Genomic DNA, 17,418 nt, shown 5'->3' on the forward strand with positions numbered 1-17,418 from the left:
GCACCTTCTAGGATGAAAAGTAGCAGTTACGCCTCCATTTCAAAATATGAAATGTACATCATATGAAACGTATTCGAATCGAACCAGCCTGGTCCTTCACCGACGAGGCGGGTAACCGCCTGGACCCGCAGCTGTTTGGGCTGCTGCAGGGCATCCATCGCAGCGGCAAACTGACCGAAGCCGCCGCCGAGGCAGGTATCTCCTATCGGCATGCCTGGAACCTGCTCAACAAGTGGGCGGAGTTCTTCGGCGCCTCCCTGGTGAAAATGCAGAAGGGTCGCGGGGCTCGCCTCTCGCCGCTGGGAGACAAGCTGCTGTGGGCTCGCCAGCGGGTCTCCGCCCGACTCGGACCACAGCTCGAGAGCCTGGGCTCGGAGCTCAATCTCGAACTCCAGCAACTGCTCGAAGGGGTCGAGCCAGTGCTGCGCATGCACGCCAGCCACGGCTATGCGGTGGCGCTGCTGCCCCGCTTCGCCCACGATTTCCAGCTTGACCTGCAGTACTGCAGCCCCGCAGAGGCCTTAGCCGCGCTCAACCGTGGCGTCTGCGACGTGGCCGGCTACCACATGCCGACCACGGCGACCCAGGGCCCGCTGATGCAGAGCTATCGCCGCCAGCTGCGTCCACGCAGCCACTGCATCATTCGTTTCATCACCCGTCGCCAGGGGCTCATGGTGGGGCCGGGCAACCCCAGGGAGATCGCCGGCCTGGCCGACCTGACCCGCGGCGACGTGCGCTTCATCAATCGCCAGCAGGCCTCGGGCACCCGCGCCCTGCTCGACATCCTGCTGCGCGACGCCGGGCTCTCGTCCCAGCGCATCCCGGGTTTCGAACTCGAGGAGTACACCCACTCTGCGGTGGCCGCCTATATCGCCGCCGGCATGGCCGACGTCGGCTTCGGCGTCGAGGCCGCCGCACGCCAGTTCGGCCTGGATTTCCTGCCGCTGGCCAGCGAGCACTACCTGTTGCTGTGCCAGCGCAGAAGCCTGACCGAACCCAGCGTCAAGCGTCTGCTCGAGATGATCCGCGGCGAGGCGTTTCAGGCGGCCGTCCGCGAGCTGCCCGGCTATACGCTGGACCGCTGCGGCGAGGTGTGCAGCGTCGACGAACTGTTCGGCACGGCCCAGGCCTCCTGAGCCGTGCCGGACCCGATCAGTACTCCACCACCACGTCGCCCAGGGGCTTGCTGCAACAGGAGAGGATGTAGCCCTCGGCGACATCCTCGTCGGTGATGCCACCGTTGTGCTCCATGTCCACCTGACCGGAAGCGAGCGGCACCCGGCAAGTGCCGCAGATGCCCATGCCGCAGGCCTTGGGAATATGCAAGCCCAGCTTGGCAGCGGCGGCATGCACCGTCTCGCCCGGCTGGATGCGCACGCTCTTGCCGCTGGCACTGAACTCGACCATCAGCGCTTCGGCCAGGTCCGGCTCCTCGGCGCCGGCTATCTCGGCAAGTTCGAGTGCCTCCTCCTTGACCTCGAGCGGCGTGGCGCCGAAGGACTCCTCGTGGTAACGACTCATGTCGAAGCCGTTATCCTTGAGCAGATGCTTGATGGCATTCATGTAGGGCGTGGGGCCGCAGCAGAAGATCTCACGCTCGAGGAAGTCCGGCGCCATCAACTCGAGCATCGCCTGACTGAGATAGCCACGGAAACCGGACCAGATCTCGCCCAGCTCGTCGCTGCGCTCGCACACGATATGCAGCTTGAACTCGGGAATCCGCGAGAAGATGTGCTCCAGCTCACGGTGATAGATGATGTCCTTGGGGGTGCGCGCGCTGTGGACGAACTCGATGTCCACGGCGGAATTGGTATCGAAGAACCAGCGCACCATGGACATCAGCGGCGTGATGCCCACTCCGCCGGAGAGCATCAGGATCTTCTCCGCCGGGTAGTCGATGGCGTTGAAGTTACCCACCGGACCGTGCACCGCCAGCTCGTCACCCGCCTTGAGGTTGTCGTGCAGCCAGTTGGACACCTTGCCGCCGGGCACCCGCTTGACGGTGATCGAGAAGCTGTAGGGGACAGACGGAGAACTGGAGATGGTGTAGGAGCGCATGATCGGCTCGCCTTCGATCTCCAGCTCCAGGGTCACGAACTGCCCCGGCTTGAAGAAATACAGCACCGGCTGCTCGGCCATGAAGCAGAAGGTGCGAACGTCCCAGGTCTCCTGGATCACCTTGACACAGCGCACCAAGTGGCGGCCGTTGGTCCAGGTCTGGGTCGTGACGGGGTTGAGAAAGTTCATGGTCATGTCGTGTCGCCTGGCATTGATCAGCGTGGAAGGCTCCGACTGCGGAACACCGCCTGCCGTTGAACGAATTTTGCGCCAGGCGACAAGGCCCCGACTTGCCTGACTGCGACACGGACATGCCCATGACTCCCATCAGATATGTCTTTCCTCCTTCCGCGCGTCGCGCCTGCATTCATGCTTGTCGTCGGCAGACAACTGGGCATTCAGCGCCTGATCCACACTCGCCCTACTCGTATCCGGCACCCTACACAATCACAATGCCGAACCCTTGGCGACACCCAACAACTCGACCGATGCCGCAGCCGCGGCCAGCTATGAGGATGTATTCCCATGGATCCGATCTCACCCACTTCCCTGGACGACCCCCTGGACCCGGCGCGGCAAGCCGTCTCCGCGATGCTCGCCGAACGCGAGCGCAACTTCTCGCTGCCCCAGCCCTTCTACAACGATGCCCGGCTGTTCGCCCTGGACATGCAGGAGATCTTCGGCAAGGAGTGGCTGTTCGCCGGCATGACCTGCGAGATCCCCGCCAAGGGCAACTACATGACCCTGCAGGTCGGCGACAACCCGGTGATCCTGGTACGCGGCGACGGCGGTACCATCCATGCCTTCCATAACGTCTGCCGCCATCGCGGCTCGCGGCTGTGCGTCAGCGACAAGGGCAAGGTGGCCAAGCTGGTCTGCCCCTACCATCAGTGGACCTACGAGCTCGACGGCCGCCTGCTGTTCGCCGGCAGCGACATGGGCGAGAACTTCGACCTTTCCGCCTACGGCCTCAAGCCGGTCCACGTGCGCACCGGCGGCGGCTTCATCTTCATCAGCCTGGCCGAGCAGCCGCCTGCCGCCATCGACGACTTCCTGATCACCCTGGAGCACTATCTCGAGCCCTACGAGATGGGCAACCTCAAGGTCGCGGTGGAGTCGAACATCGTCGAGCAGGCCAACTGGAAGCTGGTGATCGAGAACAATCGCGAGTGCTACCACTGCAACGGCTCCCACCCGGAGCTGCTCAACTCGCTGCAGGAGTTCGACGATACCGACGATCCCCGCGCCACGCCCGCCTACAAGGCACTGGTGGCGAAGAAGCAGTCCGACTGGGACGAGCAGCAGGTTCCCTGGCAGCTCAAGCGCTTCGGCAAGCGCAACCGGCTGACCCGCACCCCGCTGCTGGATGGCGTGGTCTCGATGACGATGGACGGCAAGCCGGCCTGCCGCAAGCTGATGGGCCGCCTGACCAGCCCCGACATGGGCTCGCTGCGCATCCTGCACCTGCCCAACTCCTGGAACCACTTCATGGGCGATCACTCCATCGTATTCCGCGTGCTGCCGCTGGGGCCGCAGGAAACGCTGGTGACCACCAAATGGCTGGTGCACAAGGATGCGGTGGAGGGCGTCGACTACAACCCCGATGAAATGCGTCGGGTGTGGGACGCCACCAACGCCCAGGACAAGCGCCTGGCCGAGGAGAACCAGCGCGGCATCAATTCCAAGGCCTACCAGCCCGGCCCCTACTCGGAGACCTACGAGTTCGGCGTGATCGACTTCATCGACTGGTACAGCGAGCGGATGCAGGAGAACCTCGGGAACAGCGCTCCCCACCTGCAGTTGGTGAGGGGCTAAGCACACCACTCCTCGTGATGTGAAAGAAATCGCCCCCGGCCAAGGCCGGGGGCGATTCGCTTCACTCGGGTTCGATTGGAGATCAGACGCTAACAGCGCTGCGGGCTTGTGCCGGTGACTAGTCGACGACCGGCCGCAGGTGGTTCATCAGCGCCTCGCGCACCTCGGGCAGCATGACGCCGGCCTGGGCTTCCAGCTCGGCGACCAGCGCCGCCAGACCGGGCACTCCCGTCTCGGCTTGCCGCTGGGCGGCAAGCCGAGCACAGGTATCGGGGTCGGCATCGGTAGGCAGGTCGATGCCCAGCGCCGCCAGGCGCTGACGGAAGTCCTCCGCATCGATCAAGTCGGCGTACATCATCTCTTTCACCTCCCGCTGCCGTTACCGTCGTTTGCTCCTGTAGATTACCCGTTCGGGCGTCCGGCAGCCACGCTGCCGTGCGAGTCGACACCCCGAAAAGACTCGCCGCGACGCCTTCAGCGCGCCGCGGCCAGCTCGGGTTCCTCCTTACACAGCCATGCCTTCTTACGCGGCGACGCTGCCATGCGGGTCGATGACGAATTTCTTGGCCGCACCGCCGTCGAAATCGGCATATCCCTGCGGTGCCTGATCCAGCGAGATCATCTGCACGTTGACCGCATCGGCGATCTTGATCTTGTTGAACAGGATCGCCTGCATCAGCGGACGGTGGTACTTCATCACCGGGCACTGTCCAGTATGGAAGGAGTGGGACTTGGCCCAGCCAAGGCCGAAGCGCATGCTCAGAGCACCCTGCTTGGCGGCATCGTCGACGGCACCGGGGTCTTCGGTCACGTAGAGGCCCGGAATGCCGATCTGGCCGCCGGCCCGGGTCATCTGCATCGCCGAGTTGAGCACGGTGGCAGGCGCCTCCTTGTCGTGATTGCAGCCGCAGGCGTGGGCCTCGAAGCCGACGCAGTCGACGAAGCAGTCGACCTCGCGCTCGCCGAGAATCGCCTCGAGCCGGTCGGCCATGTCACCGTCCTGGGTCAGGTCGATGGTTTCGCAGCCGAAGCTGCGGGCCTGGGCCAGGCGCTCCTCGATCATGTCGCCGACGATCACGCAGGCCGCCCCCAGCAGCTGGGCCGAGGCCGCCGCCGCCAGTCCCACCGGGCCGGCCCCGGCGATATAAACGGTGCTGCCCGGTCCAACGCCGGCCGTCACGCAGCCGTGGAAGCCGGTGGGGAAGATGTCGGAGAGCAGGGTCAGGTCGCGGATCTTCTCCATGGCCTGGTCGGTGTCGGGGAACTTCAGCAGGTTGAAGTCGGCGTAGGGCACCATGACGTATTCCGTCTGGCCACCGACCCAGCCACCCATGTCGACGTAACCGTAAGCGGCACCGGGGCGTGCCGGGTTGACGTTGAGACAGATACCGGTCTTGCCTTCCTTGCAGTTGCGGCAGCGTCCGCAGGCAATGTTGAAGGGCACCGAGACCAGGTCGCCCGGCTTGATGAATTCCACATCGCGCCCGCACTCGATCACCAGGCCGGTGATCTCGTGGCCCAGCACCAGGCCGGACGGCGCGGTGGTGCGGCCGCGCACCATGTGCTGGTCGCTGCCGCAAATATTGGTAGTGACGACCTTCAGGATCACACCGTGGTCGCATTTGCGATTGCCGAGGGCGAGTTCCGGATAGGGAATGGATTCGACGTCGACCTTACCCGGGCCCTTGTAGACGACTCCTCGGTTGGCTTGGCTCATGTCAGGCTCCAATCGTTTGTTGTCATGGTACGGTACATTCCGCCGCTTCAGCCTATGCCCTCCACCATGTGGCACTTACCCGACAGAGACATCTACTTGCCTGCCCGAGACACACCGCCGCGTCGATGAGCCAGCGGATAGCTGGAGGTCGCTTTCACGACATTCCCTGCGTCCACCTGACTCAACAATGGTCCGCCCGGGAGCGCCTGCCGCTTGCGGACTCCAACAACAACGCGAGGAATCCCCATGAAGCATGACGATGCCCCGATCCTCAAACCTGGGCAGGACAATGCCCAGGTGCTGGGGATGGATTTCCATCATCCCGTCTTCCCTCTCTCGGCTCTGGCCATCCTGGCCTTCATCCTCTATGCACTGATCTACCCGGAAGCCGCCAACAGTCACCTCACCGCGGCCCGCGGCTGGTCGATCGAGTACTTCGACTGGCTGTTCATGATCGCCGGCAACCTGTTCGTGCTGCTGTGCCTGGCGCTAATCGCCATGCCGATGGGGCGTATCCGCCTGGGCGGCAGCCAGGCCCGGCCGGAATATTCGACCACCTCCTGGTTCGCCATGCTGTTCGCCGCGGGCATGGGCATCGGCCTGATGTTCTGGAGCGTGGCCGAGCCGGTGGCCTACTACACCGACTGGTATGGCACCCCGCTCAACGCCGCAGCGCACACCTCGGCCGGGGCCAGCGCGGCCATCGGCGCCACCATGTTCCACTGGGGCCTGCACCCCTGGGCGATCTACGGCGTGGTGGGACTGTCGCTGGCCTTCTTCGCCTACAACCGCGGCCTGCCGCTGACCCTGCGCTCGGCCTTCACGCCGATCCTCGGTGAGCGGGTGCGCGGCTGGTTCGGTCACGTCATCGACATCGTCGCGGTGCTGGCGACGATCTTCGGCCTTGCCACCTCGCTGGGCTTCGGCGCTTCCCAGGCGGCGGGCGGCCTCAACTACCTGTGGGGCGTGCCCAACACCATCGGCACCCAGCTGGCGATCATCGTGGTGGTCACCGCCGTGGCGCTGTTCTCGGTATGGCGCGGTATCGACGGCGGCGTGAAGCTGTTCTCTAACATCAACATGGTGATCGCCCTGGGGCTGCTCACCTTCGTGCTGGTGACCGGCGGCGTGCTGCTGTTCGTCAACAACCTGTGGAGCACCACCCTGGCCTACGCCAGCCATATCGTGCCGCTCTCCAACTGGATCGGTCGCGACGACACCACCTGGTACCATGGCTGGACGGTGTTCTACTGGGCCTGGTGGATCTCCTGGTCGCCCTTCGTCGGCATGTTCATCGCACGGGTCTCCCGCGGGCGTACGGTACGCGAGTTCCTGATCGCCGTACTGCTGGTGCCGACCCTGGTCACGCTGGTGTGGATGAGTGTCTTCGGCGGCACCGCCCTTGACCAGTCAGCTGCCGGTATCGGTGCCCTGGCCGATGGCATCAGCGACGTCTCGCTGGCGATGTTCCAGATGCTCGAGCACCTGCCGCTGACCACCTTGACCTCCAGTCTGGCGATTCTGCTGGTGTTGATCTTCTTCATCACCTCGTCGGATTCCGGCTCGCTGGTGATCGACAACATCACCGCCGGCGGCAAAACCGACGCGCCCCGTGGCCAGCGTGTGTTCTGGGCGGTTCTGGAAGGCGTGATCGCCGGCATCCTGCTCTACGGCGGCGGCAGCACCGCACTGGGCGCACTACAGGCCGGCGCCGTGGCCACCGGGCTGCCCTTCACCCTGGTGCTGCTAGGCATGGCGTTCTGCCTGGTCAAGGGGCTGAGGGAAGAACAGCGCGGGCTGGCGGTCGCCAAGCCGGCCTGATAGCCCTAGCCTCTCCTGGAAGTAACCGACGACGACCCCGGCCTTGGCCGGGGTCTTCTTGTTGGGGAAGGCCACAAGCCATGCACCACAAGAACCAAGCAGCACCCAGAAGACCACCGGTTGGATCGTGTCGCCAGCGATAAGAGACCGACCGCTCAGTTACACGCCTGTCGCTTCCCGTGCGGGCTGCCTGCACCCCGCGCCCCTACGCAACGACCCCAGCCAAGGCCGGGGTCGTTGCGTTTGGTTGGGAGCTTCAGGCAGAGCTATCGCAGGACACCCTCATCCTTGAGCAGCTTGAAGATTGCCTCGGCACCCTGCTCCGGAGTCACATCGGTCAACACCTGACCACCGGCACCTTCGGCCTTGGCCGCGGCGGCCTTGAAGCGATCCCGAGCCGATGCCGCCTTGACGATCTTGAGCCGCTTGGGACGCTTGCGGGCCGGCGTCACGTTCCATTCCGGCTGGGCCTCGTCCCAGGTCATCGCTGCCGGCTCGGCCTCGATCTCACCTCGCTGGGCCGGGCCGAAGGCGCTCTGACGCGCCGCCGAGGCGGCAGCATCGACGGTCACGATGGCCGGCAACCGCACCTGAAGCCGGCGGCGTTGCCCGCGGGGCAGGGCCTGGAGTAGCGTGGCCACGCCATGTTCGACCTTTTCCACATCGGCCAGGCCGCTGACCAGCGGCCAGCCCAGGCGTTCGGCGAGCAGGTAGGGCAACAGCCCGGATCCCTCTCCCCGCTCGGCACGCTCGCCGGCAATCACCAGCTGCGGCCGTGCTTCATTCAGCTTATCCGCCAGGGCGGGGATCACATCGGCGCCCTGCGGCTGCTCGACCAGGGTCATGGCGGGAAAGCCCATGCCCAGATAACCGCGCATGGCATTCTCGCTCTCTTCGTCGAGCGCTCCGGCGTGCAGCAGCGTGATGCGCGCCCTGTCGAGCGACAGGGCCAGTTCCACGCCACGGGCATCCTGGTCGGCACGCCGGGCACGACCGGTCACGGGATGGCGGCCCACGGAAACCAGCACCGCTACTTCGAGTCCCGCCTCTTTTTGCGCTTCAGGCCGCATCACGCTTCTCCTCACGTTGCCGCTGCACCATCTCGACCAGTGCCGCGAGTATGCTCGCCGAGTCGCCAATCACCGCCAGGTCGGCGCGCTTGATCATGTCGCATCCCGGATCGAGATTGATGGCCACCACCTTGTCGCAGCTTTGAATGCCCTGAAGGTGCTGGATGGCCCCACTGATGCCCACCGCCACATAGACCCGCGCGGTAACCCAGGTCCCGGTGGCGCCCACCTGGCGGTGGCGCGGCATGAAGCCGTCGTCCACCGCCACCCGCGAGGCACCCTCGGTCGCCCCCAGCGCCTTGGCGGCTTGATGGAAGCCTTCCCAGTCCTTGACGCCGTTGCCGGCGGAGAGAATGAACTCAGCTTCGGCCAGGGCCACGCCGGCCGGGTCGACAGCCACTTGACCCAGGTCGTCGATGCGGCCCAGCAGCGGAGGCAGCGACTGAGACAAGGCCAGCGGCTGCACCGCATGACGAGTCTCGGAAACGGGCTCGGCGCATTCGGCCAGCGCCAGCACGACACGCGGCAGGGCGCGCTGGATATCGGTGGTGCCGGCGGCACCCCGCCCGGTACAGCGCCAGCCCAGCGCGCAAGCATCGTCCTGCTCGATCTGCCAGACGCCGGTAGCGGGCCGCTCCCGCAGGCGGGCGGCCAAGCGCCGCCCCAGGTCGGCACCGCCCAGCTTGGAGTCGGGCAACAGCCAGTGACGTGGAGCGAACTCGCCGTCAACGGCGGTAAGAGCCACCAGGCGGGCCTCCGGCGCGTAGCCGTCGAAATCGTCGCCTTCCAGTGCAATCAGCCGGTCGATGCCGGCCTCGCTGAAGCCCTCACCACTGGTACTGCCGAAGACCACGGCCAGCACGGCACCCGGCCGCTCGCCATCGGCATCGGCCAGTTGCCGGGCCAGGCCCAACAGGTCGCGGTCGTGACTGGAGAGGCGCCCACCGGGCATATCCGGTACCACCGCGACCAGGAAGGCCGGGGCCTCGATAGTGACCTGCCGACGTTCGTCGGCGGCCGGCTTGTGACCGGCGCCGGCTCCGCGTCCCGACGCGGCAGCCTGCTGAACACCGCTGCGGTCGATGCGCTTGATCCCGTTGGGTCCGACGAAGCCCACCGCATGGGGATTCCTGCGGATCACCCCGTTGGGACCCATCCACTCTGTCGCGGCAGTGCCTTCGCCAAGCTCCGCCAGCACGCTCAAGTGGTCGGGATGCAGGCGATTGCGGGCGATCCACTCCTTGCGCGGATCGCGGCGGATGATCTCGCTCATGGTGTCACCTCCTTCACCACCGGCCGGGCCTCGGCGACAGGCTGCGGGGTACGGGTGCTATCGTTACCGCCACCGGAGTCAGCGGAGCGCTCCACCAGGGCATCGGCCACCAGCTCGGCGATGTCGCGCACTTCGGCGGTGGCATCGACCACCCCCTCAAGCATGGCGGTACACTGCGGGCAGCCCACCGCGACCAGCTCGGCACCGGTCTCCTTGACGTCATTCATGCGCATGTCGGGAATCCGCTGCTTGCCGGGGATGTCGGTGATCGGCGCACCGCCGCCACCGCCGCAGCAGCGCGAACGGAACCCTGAACGCTGCATCTCGGCCACTTCGATGCCCAATGCCTTGAGCACGTTGCGTGGCGCTTCGTATTCGCCATTGTAGCGACCCAGGTAACAGGGGTCGTGATAGGTGACCGAGCCCCCCTTCCAGGGCGCGAAGTGCAACCGGCCCGCCTCATACAGTTCGGCGATGTAGGTGCTGTGATGGAACACGGCATAGTGGCCACCCAGCTCGCCATACTCGTTGCCGAGCACGTGGAAGCTGTGCGGGTCGCAGGTGACGATGCGCTGGAAGCGATACTGCGACAGCGTCGCGATATTGCGCTTGGCGAGCGACTGGAAGGTCGCCTCGTCGCCCAGGCGGCGCGCCACGTCGCCGCTGTCGCGCTCCTCGTTGCCGAGCACGGCGAAGTCGACGCCGGCCGCGCGCAGGACCTTCACCAGGGCTCTCAGAGTGCGCTGGTTACGCATGTCGAAGACCCCGTCGCCCAGCCACAGCAACACCTCGGCCTCCCCTACGTCACGCATCAGGGGCAGGCTGAGGTCCGCGGCCCAGTGCATGCGCGAACCGGGATCGAAGCCGCCGGGGTTGTCGGTGGCGATCAGGTTGTCGAGAACCTCGGCTCCCTTGCCCGGCGTATTGCCATGCTCCAGGGTCAGGAAGCGACGCATGTCGACGATGGCATCGACGTGCTCGATCATCATCGGGCACTCCTCGACGCAGGCACGACAGGTGGTGCACGACCACAGCGTCTCGGCATCGACCAAGGCGGTGCCCTCGCGAGCCACGATGGGCCCATGCGGGTGGCCGCGGTGTTCGCCGATGGGCTTGTCCGGGTAGGGGCTGCCGGCATAGTTGGCATCGCTGCCGCCGGCCATGCCGACGACCATGTCCTGAATCAGCTTCTTGGGGTTGAGCGGCTGACCGGCGGCGAAAGCCGGGCACATGGCTTCACAACGGCCGCACTGCACGCAGGCGTCGAAGCCGAGCAGCTGGTTCCAGGTGAAATCGCTGGGTGTCTCGACACCCAGGCGGGCCTTGGTATCGTCCAGGTCCAGTGCCTTGAGACCGGTGGAGCGGTTGCCTTCACCGAAGCGCTCGGGGCGGCGATGGAAGGCCAGATGCAGGGCGCCGGCGAAGGCGTGCTTCATTGGTCCGCCCCAGGTCATGCCGAAGAACATCTCACCCAGGCCCCACACCAGCACCGCGGACAGCGCCAGGGCGAGGATCCAGCTGCCCGTTCCGGCAGGCAGAATGCCCACCGTCGGCAGGGTGATCAGGAACACGCTCAGCGAGAACGCCATCAGGCTCTTCGGCAGACGCATCCAGGGTCCCTTGGAGAGCCGCGCCGGCGGGTTGCGCCGTCGTTTGGCAACGAACAGGCTGCCGACGAACATGGCGGCACTGGCCACCAACAGCGGCCAGCCGAGCACCCCCTGTGCCAGCCCCAGGCCGTGCACCAGGATCATCAGTACGGCCGCCGCGACGAAACCGCCAGCGGTGGCCACGTGGGTGTTGGACATTACCTTGTCGCGCGCCACCACGTGGTGCAGGTCCACCAGGTAGCGCCGCGGCATGGCGGCGAGCCCGCGCAGCAGGTCGACCCGGGCGGGCCGCCCCTGGCGCCACAGGCGAATGCGCCGCACGGCGCCGATCACGGCCAGCGCCAGGGCGGAGAAGATCAGTATCGGCAGGAGGGTGTCGAGCATGGTGCTCACCTCATCTCATAAGCCGTTGGCTTTGGCGTTGTCGTTGTCATTGGCTTCGGGGCTGAGCCGGCGGCAACAGAGGCCGGCACAGTGAAAGCGTCATGAGCGACGGCCAGGCTAGGCGAAGTTCGGCGAGTCAGCGGAGTGGACTGCTTGCTCCATGAGCATGACGAGCCGTACTTCAACAACGCCTGGCCGAGCGCAATAGCTTTCAAAGGTCTTTACACAGCCGCAGGGCGTCATAAATTGCCGCATGCGTATTGCGCGGCGCGGTGCAGTCGCCCAGGCGGAACAGCAGGTAGCCGTCGCCTTCCTCGGCGAGGCAGGGCTGCGCCTTGGCGGCGTAGAGCGCCTCGAGATCCACCTGGCCGCGGTTGCGCGAACGTTCCTTGAGCGCGTAGTAGAGCGCCTCGTCCGGACGTACGCCGTTCTCCACCACCACCTGATCGACCACCCGCTCCTCCAGGGCGCCGGTGTACTCGTTCTCGAGCACCGCCACCAGGCTGCCGCCCTCGCGGTAGACCTTGTGCAGCATCAGGTCGGAGGTCATGATCACCTCCTTCTCGTAGAGACTGCGGTAATAGGTCGGGAAAGTAGTCCCGCCTACCGCCGCGCCCGGCTTGATGTCATCGGTGACGATCTCGACCTTGGCCCCCTTGTCGGCGAGATAGTCCGCCGTCGAGACGCCCGAGAACTCGCAGATGGCGTCGTAAATCAGCACGTTCTTGCCCGGGGCGACCTTGCCGGAGAGCACGTCCCAGGTGCTGACCACCAGGCTCTCCTCGGGATTCTCCGAGTAGCCCCACTCCGGATACTGACTGAGGAAGGGCTGGCCGCCGGTGGCGAGCACCACGACGTCTGGACGCAGGTCTTCGATGGTGGCCTCGTCGGCACGCGTGCCGAGGCGCAGGTCAACGTTCAGGCGCGCCAGCTCCAGTTGGTACCAGCGGGTGATACCGGCGATCTGGTCACGCTGCGGCGCCTGGGCAGCGATGGTGATCTGCCCGCCGAGCTGCTCCGCGGCCTCGAACAGGGTCACCTCGTGGCCACGCTCGGCGGCAACACGGGCCGCCTCCATGCCGCCGGGACCGCCACCGACCACTACCACACGACGCTTCGGCCCCTCGGACTTCTCGATGATATGCGGCAGGCCCATGTACTCGCGCGACGTGGCGGCGTTCTGGATGCACAGCACGTCGAGGCCCTGATACTGGCGGTCGATGCAGTAGTTGGCGCCTACGCACTGCTTGATCTGGTCGACCTGGCCCATCTTGATCTTGGCGATCAGGTGCGGGTCGGCGATGTGCGCGCGGGTCATGCCCACCAGGTCGACATAGCCTCCTTCGAGGATACGCTGGGCCTGGTTGGGATCCTTGATGTTCTGGGCGTGGATCACCGGCACGCTGACCACTTCCTTGATGCCCGCCGCCAGGTGCAGGAAAGGCTCCGGCGGGAAGGACATGTTGGGAATGACGTTGGCCAGGGTGTTGTGGGTGTCGCAGCCGGAGCCGATCACGCCGAAGAAATCCACCATGCCGGTGGCATCGTAGTAGGCGGCGATCTGCTTCATGTCATCGTGGGAGAGGCCGTCCGGGTGGAACTCGTCGCCACAGATGCGCATGCCGACGACGAAGTCATCGCCCACCTCGGCGCGCACCGCCTTGAGCACTTCCATGCCGAAGCGCATGCGGTTCTCGAAGCTGCCGCCCCACTGATCCTCGCGCTTGTTGACCCGCGGGCTCCAGAACTGGTCGATCAGGTGCTGGTGCACGGCGGAGAGCTCGACGCCGTCGAGGCCCCCTTCCTTGGCCCGGCGAGCCGCCTGGGCGAAGTCACCGACGATGCGCCAGATTTCCTCCTCCTCGATGGTCTTGCAGGTGGAGCGGTGCACCGGCTCGCGGATACCGGAGGGCGAGAGCAGGGTGGTCCAGTTATAGCCGTCCCAGCGCGAGCGGCGTCCCATATGGGTAATCTGGATCATGATCTTGCCGCCATGCTTGTGCACGGCATCCGCCAGATTCTGGAAGTGCGGAATGATGCGGTCGGTGGACAGGTTCACCGAACTCCACCAGCCCTGGGGGCTGTCGATGGAGACCACGGACGAGCCGCCGCAGATACACAGACCGCAGCCGCCCTTGGCCTTTTCTTCGTAATATTTGACGTAGCGCTCGGTGGTCATGCCGCCATCGGTGGCGTAGACCTCGGCGTGGGCGGTGCTGACCACGCGGTTGCGGATGGTCAGCTTGCCGATTTCGATCGGCTGGAAGATCGCTTCGAATGCCATGGAAACCTCCTCAACCCCGGGCGTCGGGCAACGGCTTGACGATGAAGATGCCCACGTCGCAGCCGGGCTCGGCGGCGCTCTGGGTTTGTTCGGCGACGGTGCGCAGGGCACTGCCGCGGGCGGCAAGGATCTGGTCCATGGCGCCGGCGAACCAGCCGGTGAACATGTACTCCTCCTTGTGCCCCGTCTTGCCGAGCTGATAGACGAAGGCGCTGTGCTCCAGGCGTACCCGGGCGGTGCCGGCATCGAGGTCGATGTCTTCGGTCACGAACTTGCCCCAGCCGCGCTGGGAGAGACGCAGCATGTAGTGTTCGAACACGTCGACGCCTTCCAGGCCGTGCAGTTCGGCCTCTTTCTCGCACCAGTGCCAGGCACTCTTGTAGCCGGCGCGGTAGAGAATCTCGGCATACTTATCCACACCCAGCGCTTCGGCGACGGCCGTGTGGTTGTTGATAAAGAAGTGCCGCGGTACGTAAAGCATCGGCAGGGCGTCGGTGGTCCACACGCCGGTTTCGCTATTCACTTCGATGGGCAGTTCAGGGGCCATCTTGGTCACGGTCTTAATTCCTCAAAAATCGTTGTTCTTGGCGCTGGCGATTTGGCTCACGAATGAGTCCGGGCCGTCATGAGCGCAGCGAGAACAAGGCGCGAAGTCGAGAGAAAGCGGAGTGGACTGTTGTCCATGAGCATTTCGAACGACTTCGCAACGCAGTAATCGCAAGCGCAATAGGCCCGAAGGCCGGTTAAGAACCCCAAACGTCTTTCAAGATTCGCACCCAGTTCTCGCCCATGATCTTGCGCACCTGGGCCTCGCTGAAGCCGCGGCGCAGCAGCGCCTCGGTCAGGTTGGGGAACTCACCAATGGTGCGGATGCCCTCGGGATTGATGATCTTGCCGAAGCTGGTCAGGCGACGGGCGTAGCCCTTGTCGTGGGTCAGCCACTCGAAGAAGTCCTTGCCGTGGCCCTGGGTGAAGTCGGTGCCGATGCCGATGGCGTCCTCACCGACGATGTTCATCACGTACTCGATGGCCTCGACGTAGTCGTCGACGGTGGCGTCGATGCCGGCGCGCAGGAAGGGGGTGAACATGGTCACACCGACGAAACCGCCGTGCTCGGCGATGAAGCGCAGCTCCTCGTCGGACTTGTTGCGCGGATGCTCCTTGAGACCGGACGGCAGGCAGTGTGAGTAGCAGACCGGTTTCTTCGACTCCAGGATGACCTCCTCGGAGGTCTTGGAACCGACGTGGGAGAGGTCGCACATGATGCCCACGCGGTTCATCTCGGCGACGATCTCGCGACCGAAGCCGGACAGGCCGCCGTCACGCTCGTAGCAACCGGTGCCCACCAGGTTCTGGGTGTTGTAGCACATCTGCACGATGCCGACGCCGAGCTGCTTGAAGATCTCGACGTAGCCGATCTGGTCCTCGAAGGCGTGGGCGTTCTGGAAACCGTAGATGATGCCGGTCTTGCCCTCTTCCTTGGCCCGGGTGATATCAGCGGTGGTACGCACCGGGCGCACCAGGTCGCTGCACTCGGCCATCAACTGATTCGATTTGACGATGTTGTCGACGGTGGCCTGGAAACCCTCCCACACCGAGACGGTGCAGTTGGCGGCGGTAAGTCCGCCGCGGCGCATGTCCTCGAACAGCTCGCGGTTCCACTTGGCGATAATCAGGCCGTCGATGACGATGGCGTCGTCGTGCAGGTCTTGGGGAGTCATGGGGCGTGCTCCAGATCGGGTTGGCTTGACGGCAGCATAGCGCCGGCCAGGCAACCCCCGACTTCTGGAAGCGACGACGATAATTCCAAAAGCGTCATCTCTGTCGTGACTGCGACTAGCGGCACAGTCCAGCGGCACCGCATCGCCAGTAGCGACGCAGGGAATGCGAGCATGAAGAACCCGTCTCCCGCTTCAGCGGGAGACGGCGACACCAACGGGGAAGATGGGGAATGGCTCGCGGTACATGGCCACGAGCCATGGTAGGTTCAGATCAATGGTCCAGGCGTACGCTGGCGTAGGTCGGTTCGCCACGGGCGTTGTCGAGCGCTACCAGCGCAGCGGAAATGGGCTGCTCCGGCACGGGTTGCAGCTCGAGCGGTTGTTGCAGCAGGAGGCCCTGAGACGGCTGCTCGGGAAGCACCGGGGGGCGCAGCGGGCTCATACCCAGCCGCTCTTCCCGCGGCGGCAGACCGAAGAATTCCCGGTAGCACTTCGAAAAATGCGGCGTGGAGACGAAACCGCAGGCCGAGGCCACCTCGATGATCGACATCGAGGTCTGCTTGAGCAGCTGACGCGCCCGGGTAAGCCGCAGCTTGAGGTAATAGCGCGAAGGCGAACAGTTCAGGTACTTCTGGAACAGCCGCTCGAGCTGGCGCCGCGAGACATCGACGTAATCGGCCAGCTCCTCTAGCCCGATGGGCTCCTCCAGGTTGGCCTCCATCAACGCGACGATTTCCAGCAGCTTGGGCTGGGTGGTGCCCAGCACATGCTTGAGCGGTATCCGCTGGTGGTCGTTCTCGCCGCGCATGCGGTCGCAGATGAACATCTCGGAGATGCCCGCCGAAAGCTCGCGGCCATGTTCCCGCCCGATCAGGGTCAACATCATGTCCAGCGGCGCGGTGCCACCGGAGGCGGTGGCCCGGTCGCGGTCGATGGAGAACAGCCGGGTGGTGAGCACGGCGCGGGGGAACGACTCACGCATCGCCGCCAGACACTCCCAGTGCACGCTGGTTTCATAGCCGTCCAGCAGCCCCGCCTTGGCCAGCGCCCAGCTGCCGGTGCAGATACCGCCCAGCCGGCGCGACAGGCGGGCCTGGGACTGCAGCCAGCTGATATGTTCGCGCTGCACGGCACGCGCCGGTCCCACGCCACCGCAGACGACGACCATGTCCAGCGCCAGCGGCATGGTGATGGCGCCATCCGGCGTGACCCGCAGCCCATCGCTGGCCGAGATGGGGCCACCGTCCACGCTCAACGTGAACCAGCGATACAGTTCGCGCCCCGCCAGTTGGTTGGCCATGCGCAGCGGTTCGATGGCCGAGGCCAGCGAGAACAGGGTGAAGTTCTCCAACAGCAGGAAGCCCAGCGTCTGGGGCGCCGGTTCCTTGCACGAGGCCTGGGAGTGGGATGCAGCCTGGGTGGACATGGACATGGTCATACTCCGATGCCGTAAGTCGTTATGGTTATCGGCATTTGTTGCTGTCAGGGTCTGGGGGGCAGCGCCTTGATGTGTCGCGATCAGGCAAGCCTACCCTTCACAATATTCCAAGATGTCGCTCCGGGATACGTTAAAAATCGGTCATTCGCGAAAAAGCCGCTAGATGGGCGGCCTTCCGGTGTCGCAACCAGGCGCTGCGAGTGTCGTTATCGGACAAATCACAATGT

13 protein-coding genes are annotated in these 17,418 nt (G+C 65.1%); 3 read left to right on the forward strand and 10 right to left on the reverse strand.

Translation table 11 applies throughout. The features are described from left to right. The first annotated feature begins 62 nt into the window (after positions 1-62). On the forward strand, positions 63-1,136 hold the full coding sequence (locus tag EKK97_RS22830; RefSeq protein WP_159555464.1) for a substrate-binding domain-containing protein: 1,074 nt from the start codon (positions 63-65) through the stop codon (positions 1,134-1,136). Between the two features lie 16 nt (positions 1,137-1,152). On the opposite strand, the gene EKK97_RS22835 is transcribed toward EKK97_RS22830, so the two are convergent. After that, positions 1,153-2,253, reverse strand: coding sequence for an FAD-binding oxidoreductase (locus EKK97_RS22835; RefSeq protein WP_159555466.1), 1,101 nt, complete (start codon positions 2,251-2,253; stop codon positions 1,153-1,155). 330 nt (positions 2,254-2,583) lie between these two features. Here EKK97_RS22835 and EKK97_RS22840 point away from each other — a divergent pair, with 330 nt between their 5' ends. After that, entirely contained in the window at positions 2,584-3,873 is a 1,290-nt protein-coding gene (locus EKK97_RS22840; RefSeq protein ID WP_159555468.1) for an aromatic ring-hydroxylating oxygenase subunit alpha, read from the forward strand. A 118-nt stretch (positions 3,874-3,991) separates the two neighbouring features. Here the strand turns inward: EKK97_RS22840 and EKK97_RS22845 are convergent, their stop codons facing one another. Together EKK97_RS22845 and fdhA are read right to left on the reverse strand one after the other, a co-directional pair. Then, positions 3,992-4,231, reverse strand: a complete 240-nt coding sequence (locus tag EKK97_RS22845) for a hypothetical protein (RefSeq protein WP_159555470.1) — start codon at positions 4,229-4,231, stop codon at positions 3,992-3,994. 165 nt (positions 4,232-4,396) lie between these two features. Beyond that, the gene (fdhA, locus tag EKK97_RS22850) at positions 4,397-5,590 is read right to left on the reverse strand and encodes a formaldehyde dehydrogenase, glutathione-independent (RefSeq protein WP_159555472.1); all 1,194 of its coding nucleotides are present in this window, start codon (positions 5,588-5,590) and stop codon (positions 4,397-4,399) included. A gap of 246 nt (positions 5,591-5,836) precedes the next feature. Between fdhA and EKK97_RS22855 the strand changes: the two genes are divergently transcribed. After that, positions 5,837-7,411, forward strand: coding sequence for a BCCT family transporter (locus EKK97_RS22855; RefSeq protein ID WP_159555474.1), 1,575 nt, complete (start codon positions 5,837-5,839; stop codon positions 7,409-7,411). Between the two features lie 266 nt (positions 7,412-7,677). Here the strand turns inward: EKK97_RS22855 and etfB are convergent, their stop codons facing one another. The 7 genes from etfB to gbdR form a co-directional block, all read right to left on the reverse strand. Beyond that, a complete protein-coding gene (gene etfB / locus EKK97_RS22860) occupies positions 7,678-8,481 on the reverse strand; it encodes an electron transfer flavoprotein subunit beta (protein WP_159555476.1) in 804 nt (267 codons plus the stop codon). Further along, entirely contained in the window at positions 8,471-9,754 is a 1,284-nt protein-coding gene (gene etfA, locus EKK97_RS22865) for an electron transfer flavoprotein subunit alpha (RefSeq protein WP_159555478.1), read from the reverse strand. The genes etfB and etfA overlap by 11 nt, the downstream gene beginning before the upstream one ends. Next, positions 9,751-11,748 (reverse strand): (Fe-S)-binding protein, encoded by a 1,998-nt coding sequence (locus tag EKK97_RS22870; protein ID WP_159555480.1) that lies wholly within the window; start codon positions 11,746-11,748, stop codon positions 9,751-9,753. Before EKK97_RS22870 ends, etfA begins: the two co-directional genes overlap by 4 nt. Before the next feature lie 211 nt (positions 11,749-11,959). Then, positions 11,960-14,032 carry a dimethylglycine demethylation protein DgcA gene (gene dgcA, locus EKK97_RS22875; protein WP_159555482.1) on the reverse strand — a complete coding sequence of 691 codons (2,073 nt, stop codon included), beginning with the start codon at positions 14,030-14,032 and terminating at the stop codon, positions 11,960-11,962. 10 nt (positions 14,033-14,042) lie between these two features. Then, positions 14,043-14,588 carry a 4-vinyl reductase gene (locus EKK97_RS22880; RefSeq protein WP_159555484.1) on the reverse strand — a complete coding sequence of 182 codons (546 nt, stop codon included), beginning with the start codon at positions 14,586-14,588 and terminating at the stop codon, positions 14,043-14,045. 187 nt (positions 14,589-14,775) lie between these two features. Next, positions 14,776-15,753: a dipeptidase gene (locus EKK97_RS22885; protein ID WP_159555486.1), complete on the reverse strand. Its 978-nt coding sequence runs from the start codon at positions 15,751-15,753 to the stop codon at positions 14,776-14,778. Between the two features lie 271 nt (positions 15,754-16,024). Continuing rightward, on the reverse strand, positions 16,025-17,179 hold the full coding sequence (gene gbdR, locus EKK97_RS22890; protein ID WP_159555918.1) for a choline metabolism transcriptional regulator GbdR: 1,155 nt from the start codon (positions 17,177-17,179) through the stop codon (positions 16,025-16,027). Positions 17,180-17,418: the final 239 nt, after the last annotated feature.

The sequence above is a fragment of the Billgrantia tianxiuensis genome, from assembly GCF_009834345.1.
GTDB lineage: Bacteria > Pseudomonadota > Gammaproteobacteria > Pseudomonadales > Halomonadaceae > Halomonas > Halomonas tianxiuensis.

Excerpts from the sequence above, each read along its gene's own strand:
- EKK97_RS22830 (WP_159555464.1), top strand. The coding sequence starts at position 63 with ATGAAACGTATTCGAATCGAACCAGCCTGGTCCTTCACCGACGAGGCG.
- EKK97_RS22835 (WP_159555466.1), bottom strand. The coding sequence starts at position 2,253 with ATGACCATGAACTTTCTCAACCCCGTCACGACCCAGACCTGGACCAAC.
- EKK97_RS22840 (WP_159555468.1), top strand. The coding sequence starts at position 2,584 with ATGGATCCGATCTCACCCACTTCCCTGGACGACCCCCTGGACCCGGCG.
- EKK97_RS22845 (WP_159555470.1), bottom strand. The coding sequence starts at position 4,231 with ATGATGTACGCCGACTTGATCGATGCGGAGGACTTCCGTCAGCGCCTG.
- fdhA (WP_159555472.1), bottom strand. The coding sequence starts at position 5,590 with ATGAGCCAAGCCAACCGAGGAGTCGTCTACAAGGGCCCGGGTAAGGTC.
- EKK97_RS22855 (WP_159555474.1), top strand. The coding sequence starts at position 5,837 with ATGAAGCATGACGATGCCCCGATCCTCAAACCTGGGCAGGACAATGCC.
- etfB (WP_159555476.1), bottom strand. The coding sequence starts at position 8,481 with ATGCGGCCTGAAGCGCAAAAAGAGGCGGGACTCGAAGTAGCGGTGCTG.
- etfA (WP_159555478.1), bottom strand. The coding sequence starts at position 9,754 with ATGAGCGAGATCATCCGCCGCGATCCGCGCAAGGAGTGGATCGCCCGC.
- EKK97_RS22870 (WP_159555480.1), bottom strand. The coding sequence starts at position 11,748 with ATGCTCGACACCCTCCTGCCGATACTGATCTTCTCCGCCCTGGCGCTG.
- dgcA (WP_159555482.1), bottom strand. The coding sequence starts at position 14,032 with ATGGCATTCGAAGCGATCTTCCAGCCGATCGAAATCGGCAAGCTGACC.
- EKK97_RS22885 (WP_159555486.1), bottom strand. The coding sequence starts at position 15,753 with ATGACTCCCCAAGACCTGCACGACGACGCCATCGTCATCGACGGCCTG.
- gbdR (WP_159555918.1), bottom strand. The coding sequence starts at position 17,179 with ATGTCCACCCAGGCTGCATCCCACTCCCAGGCCTCGTGCAAGGAACCG.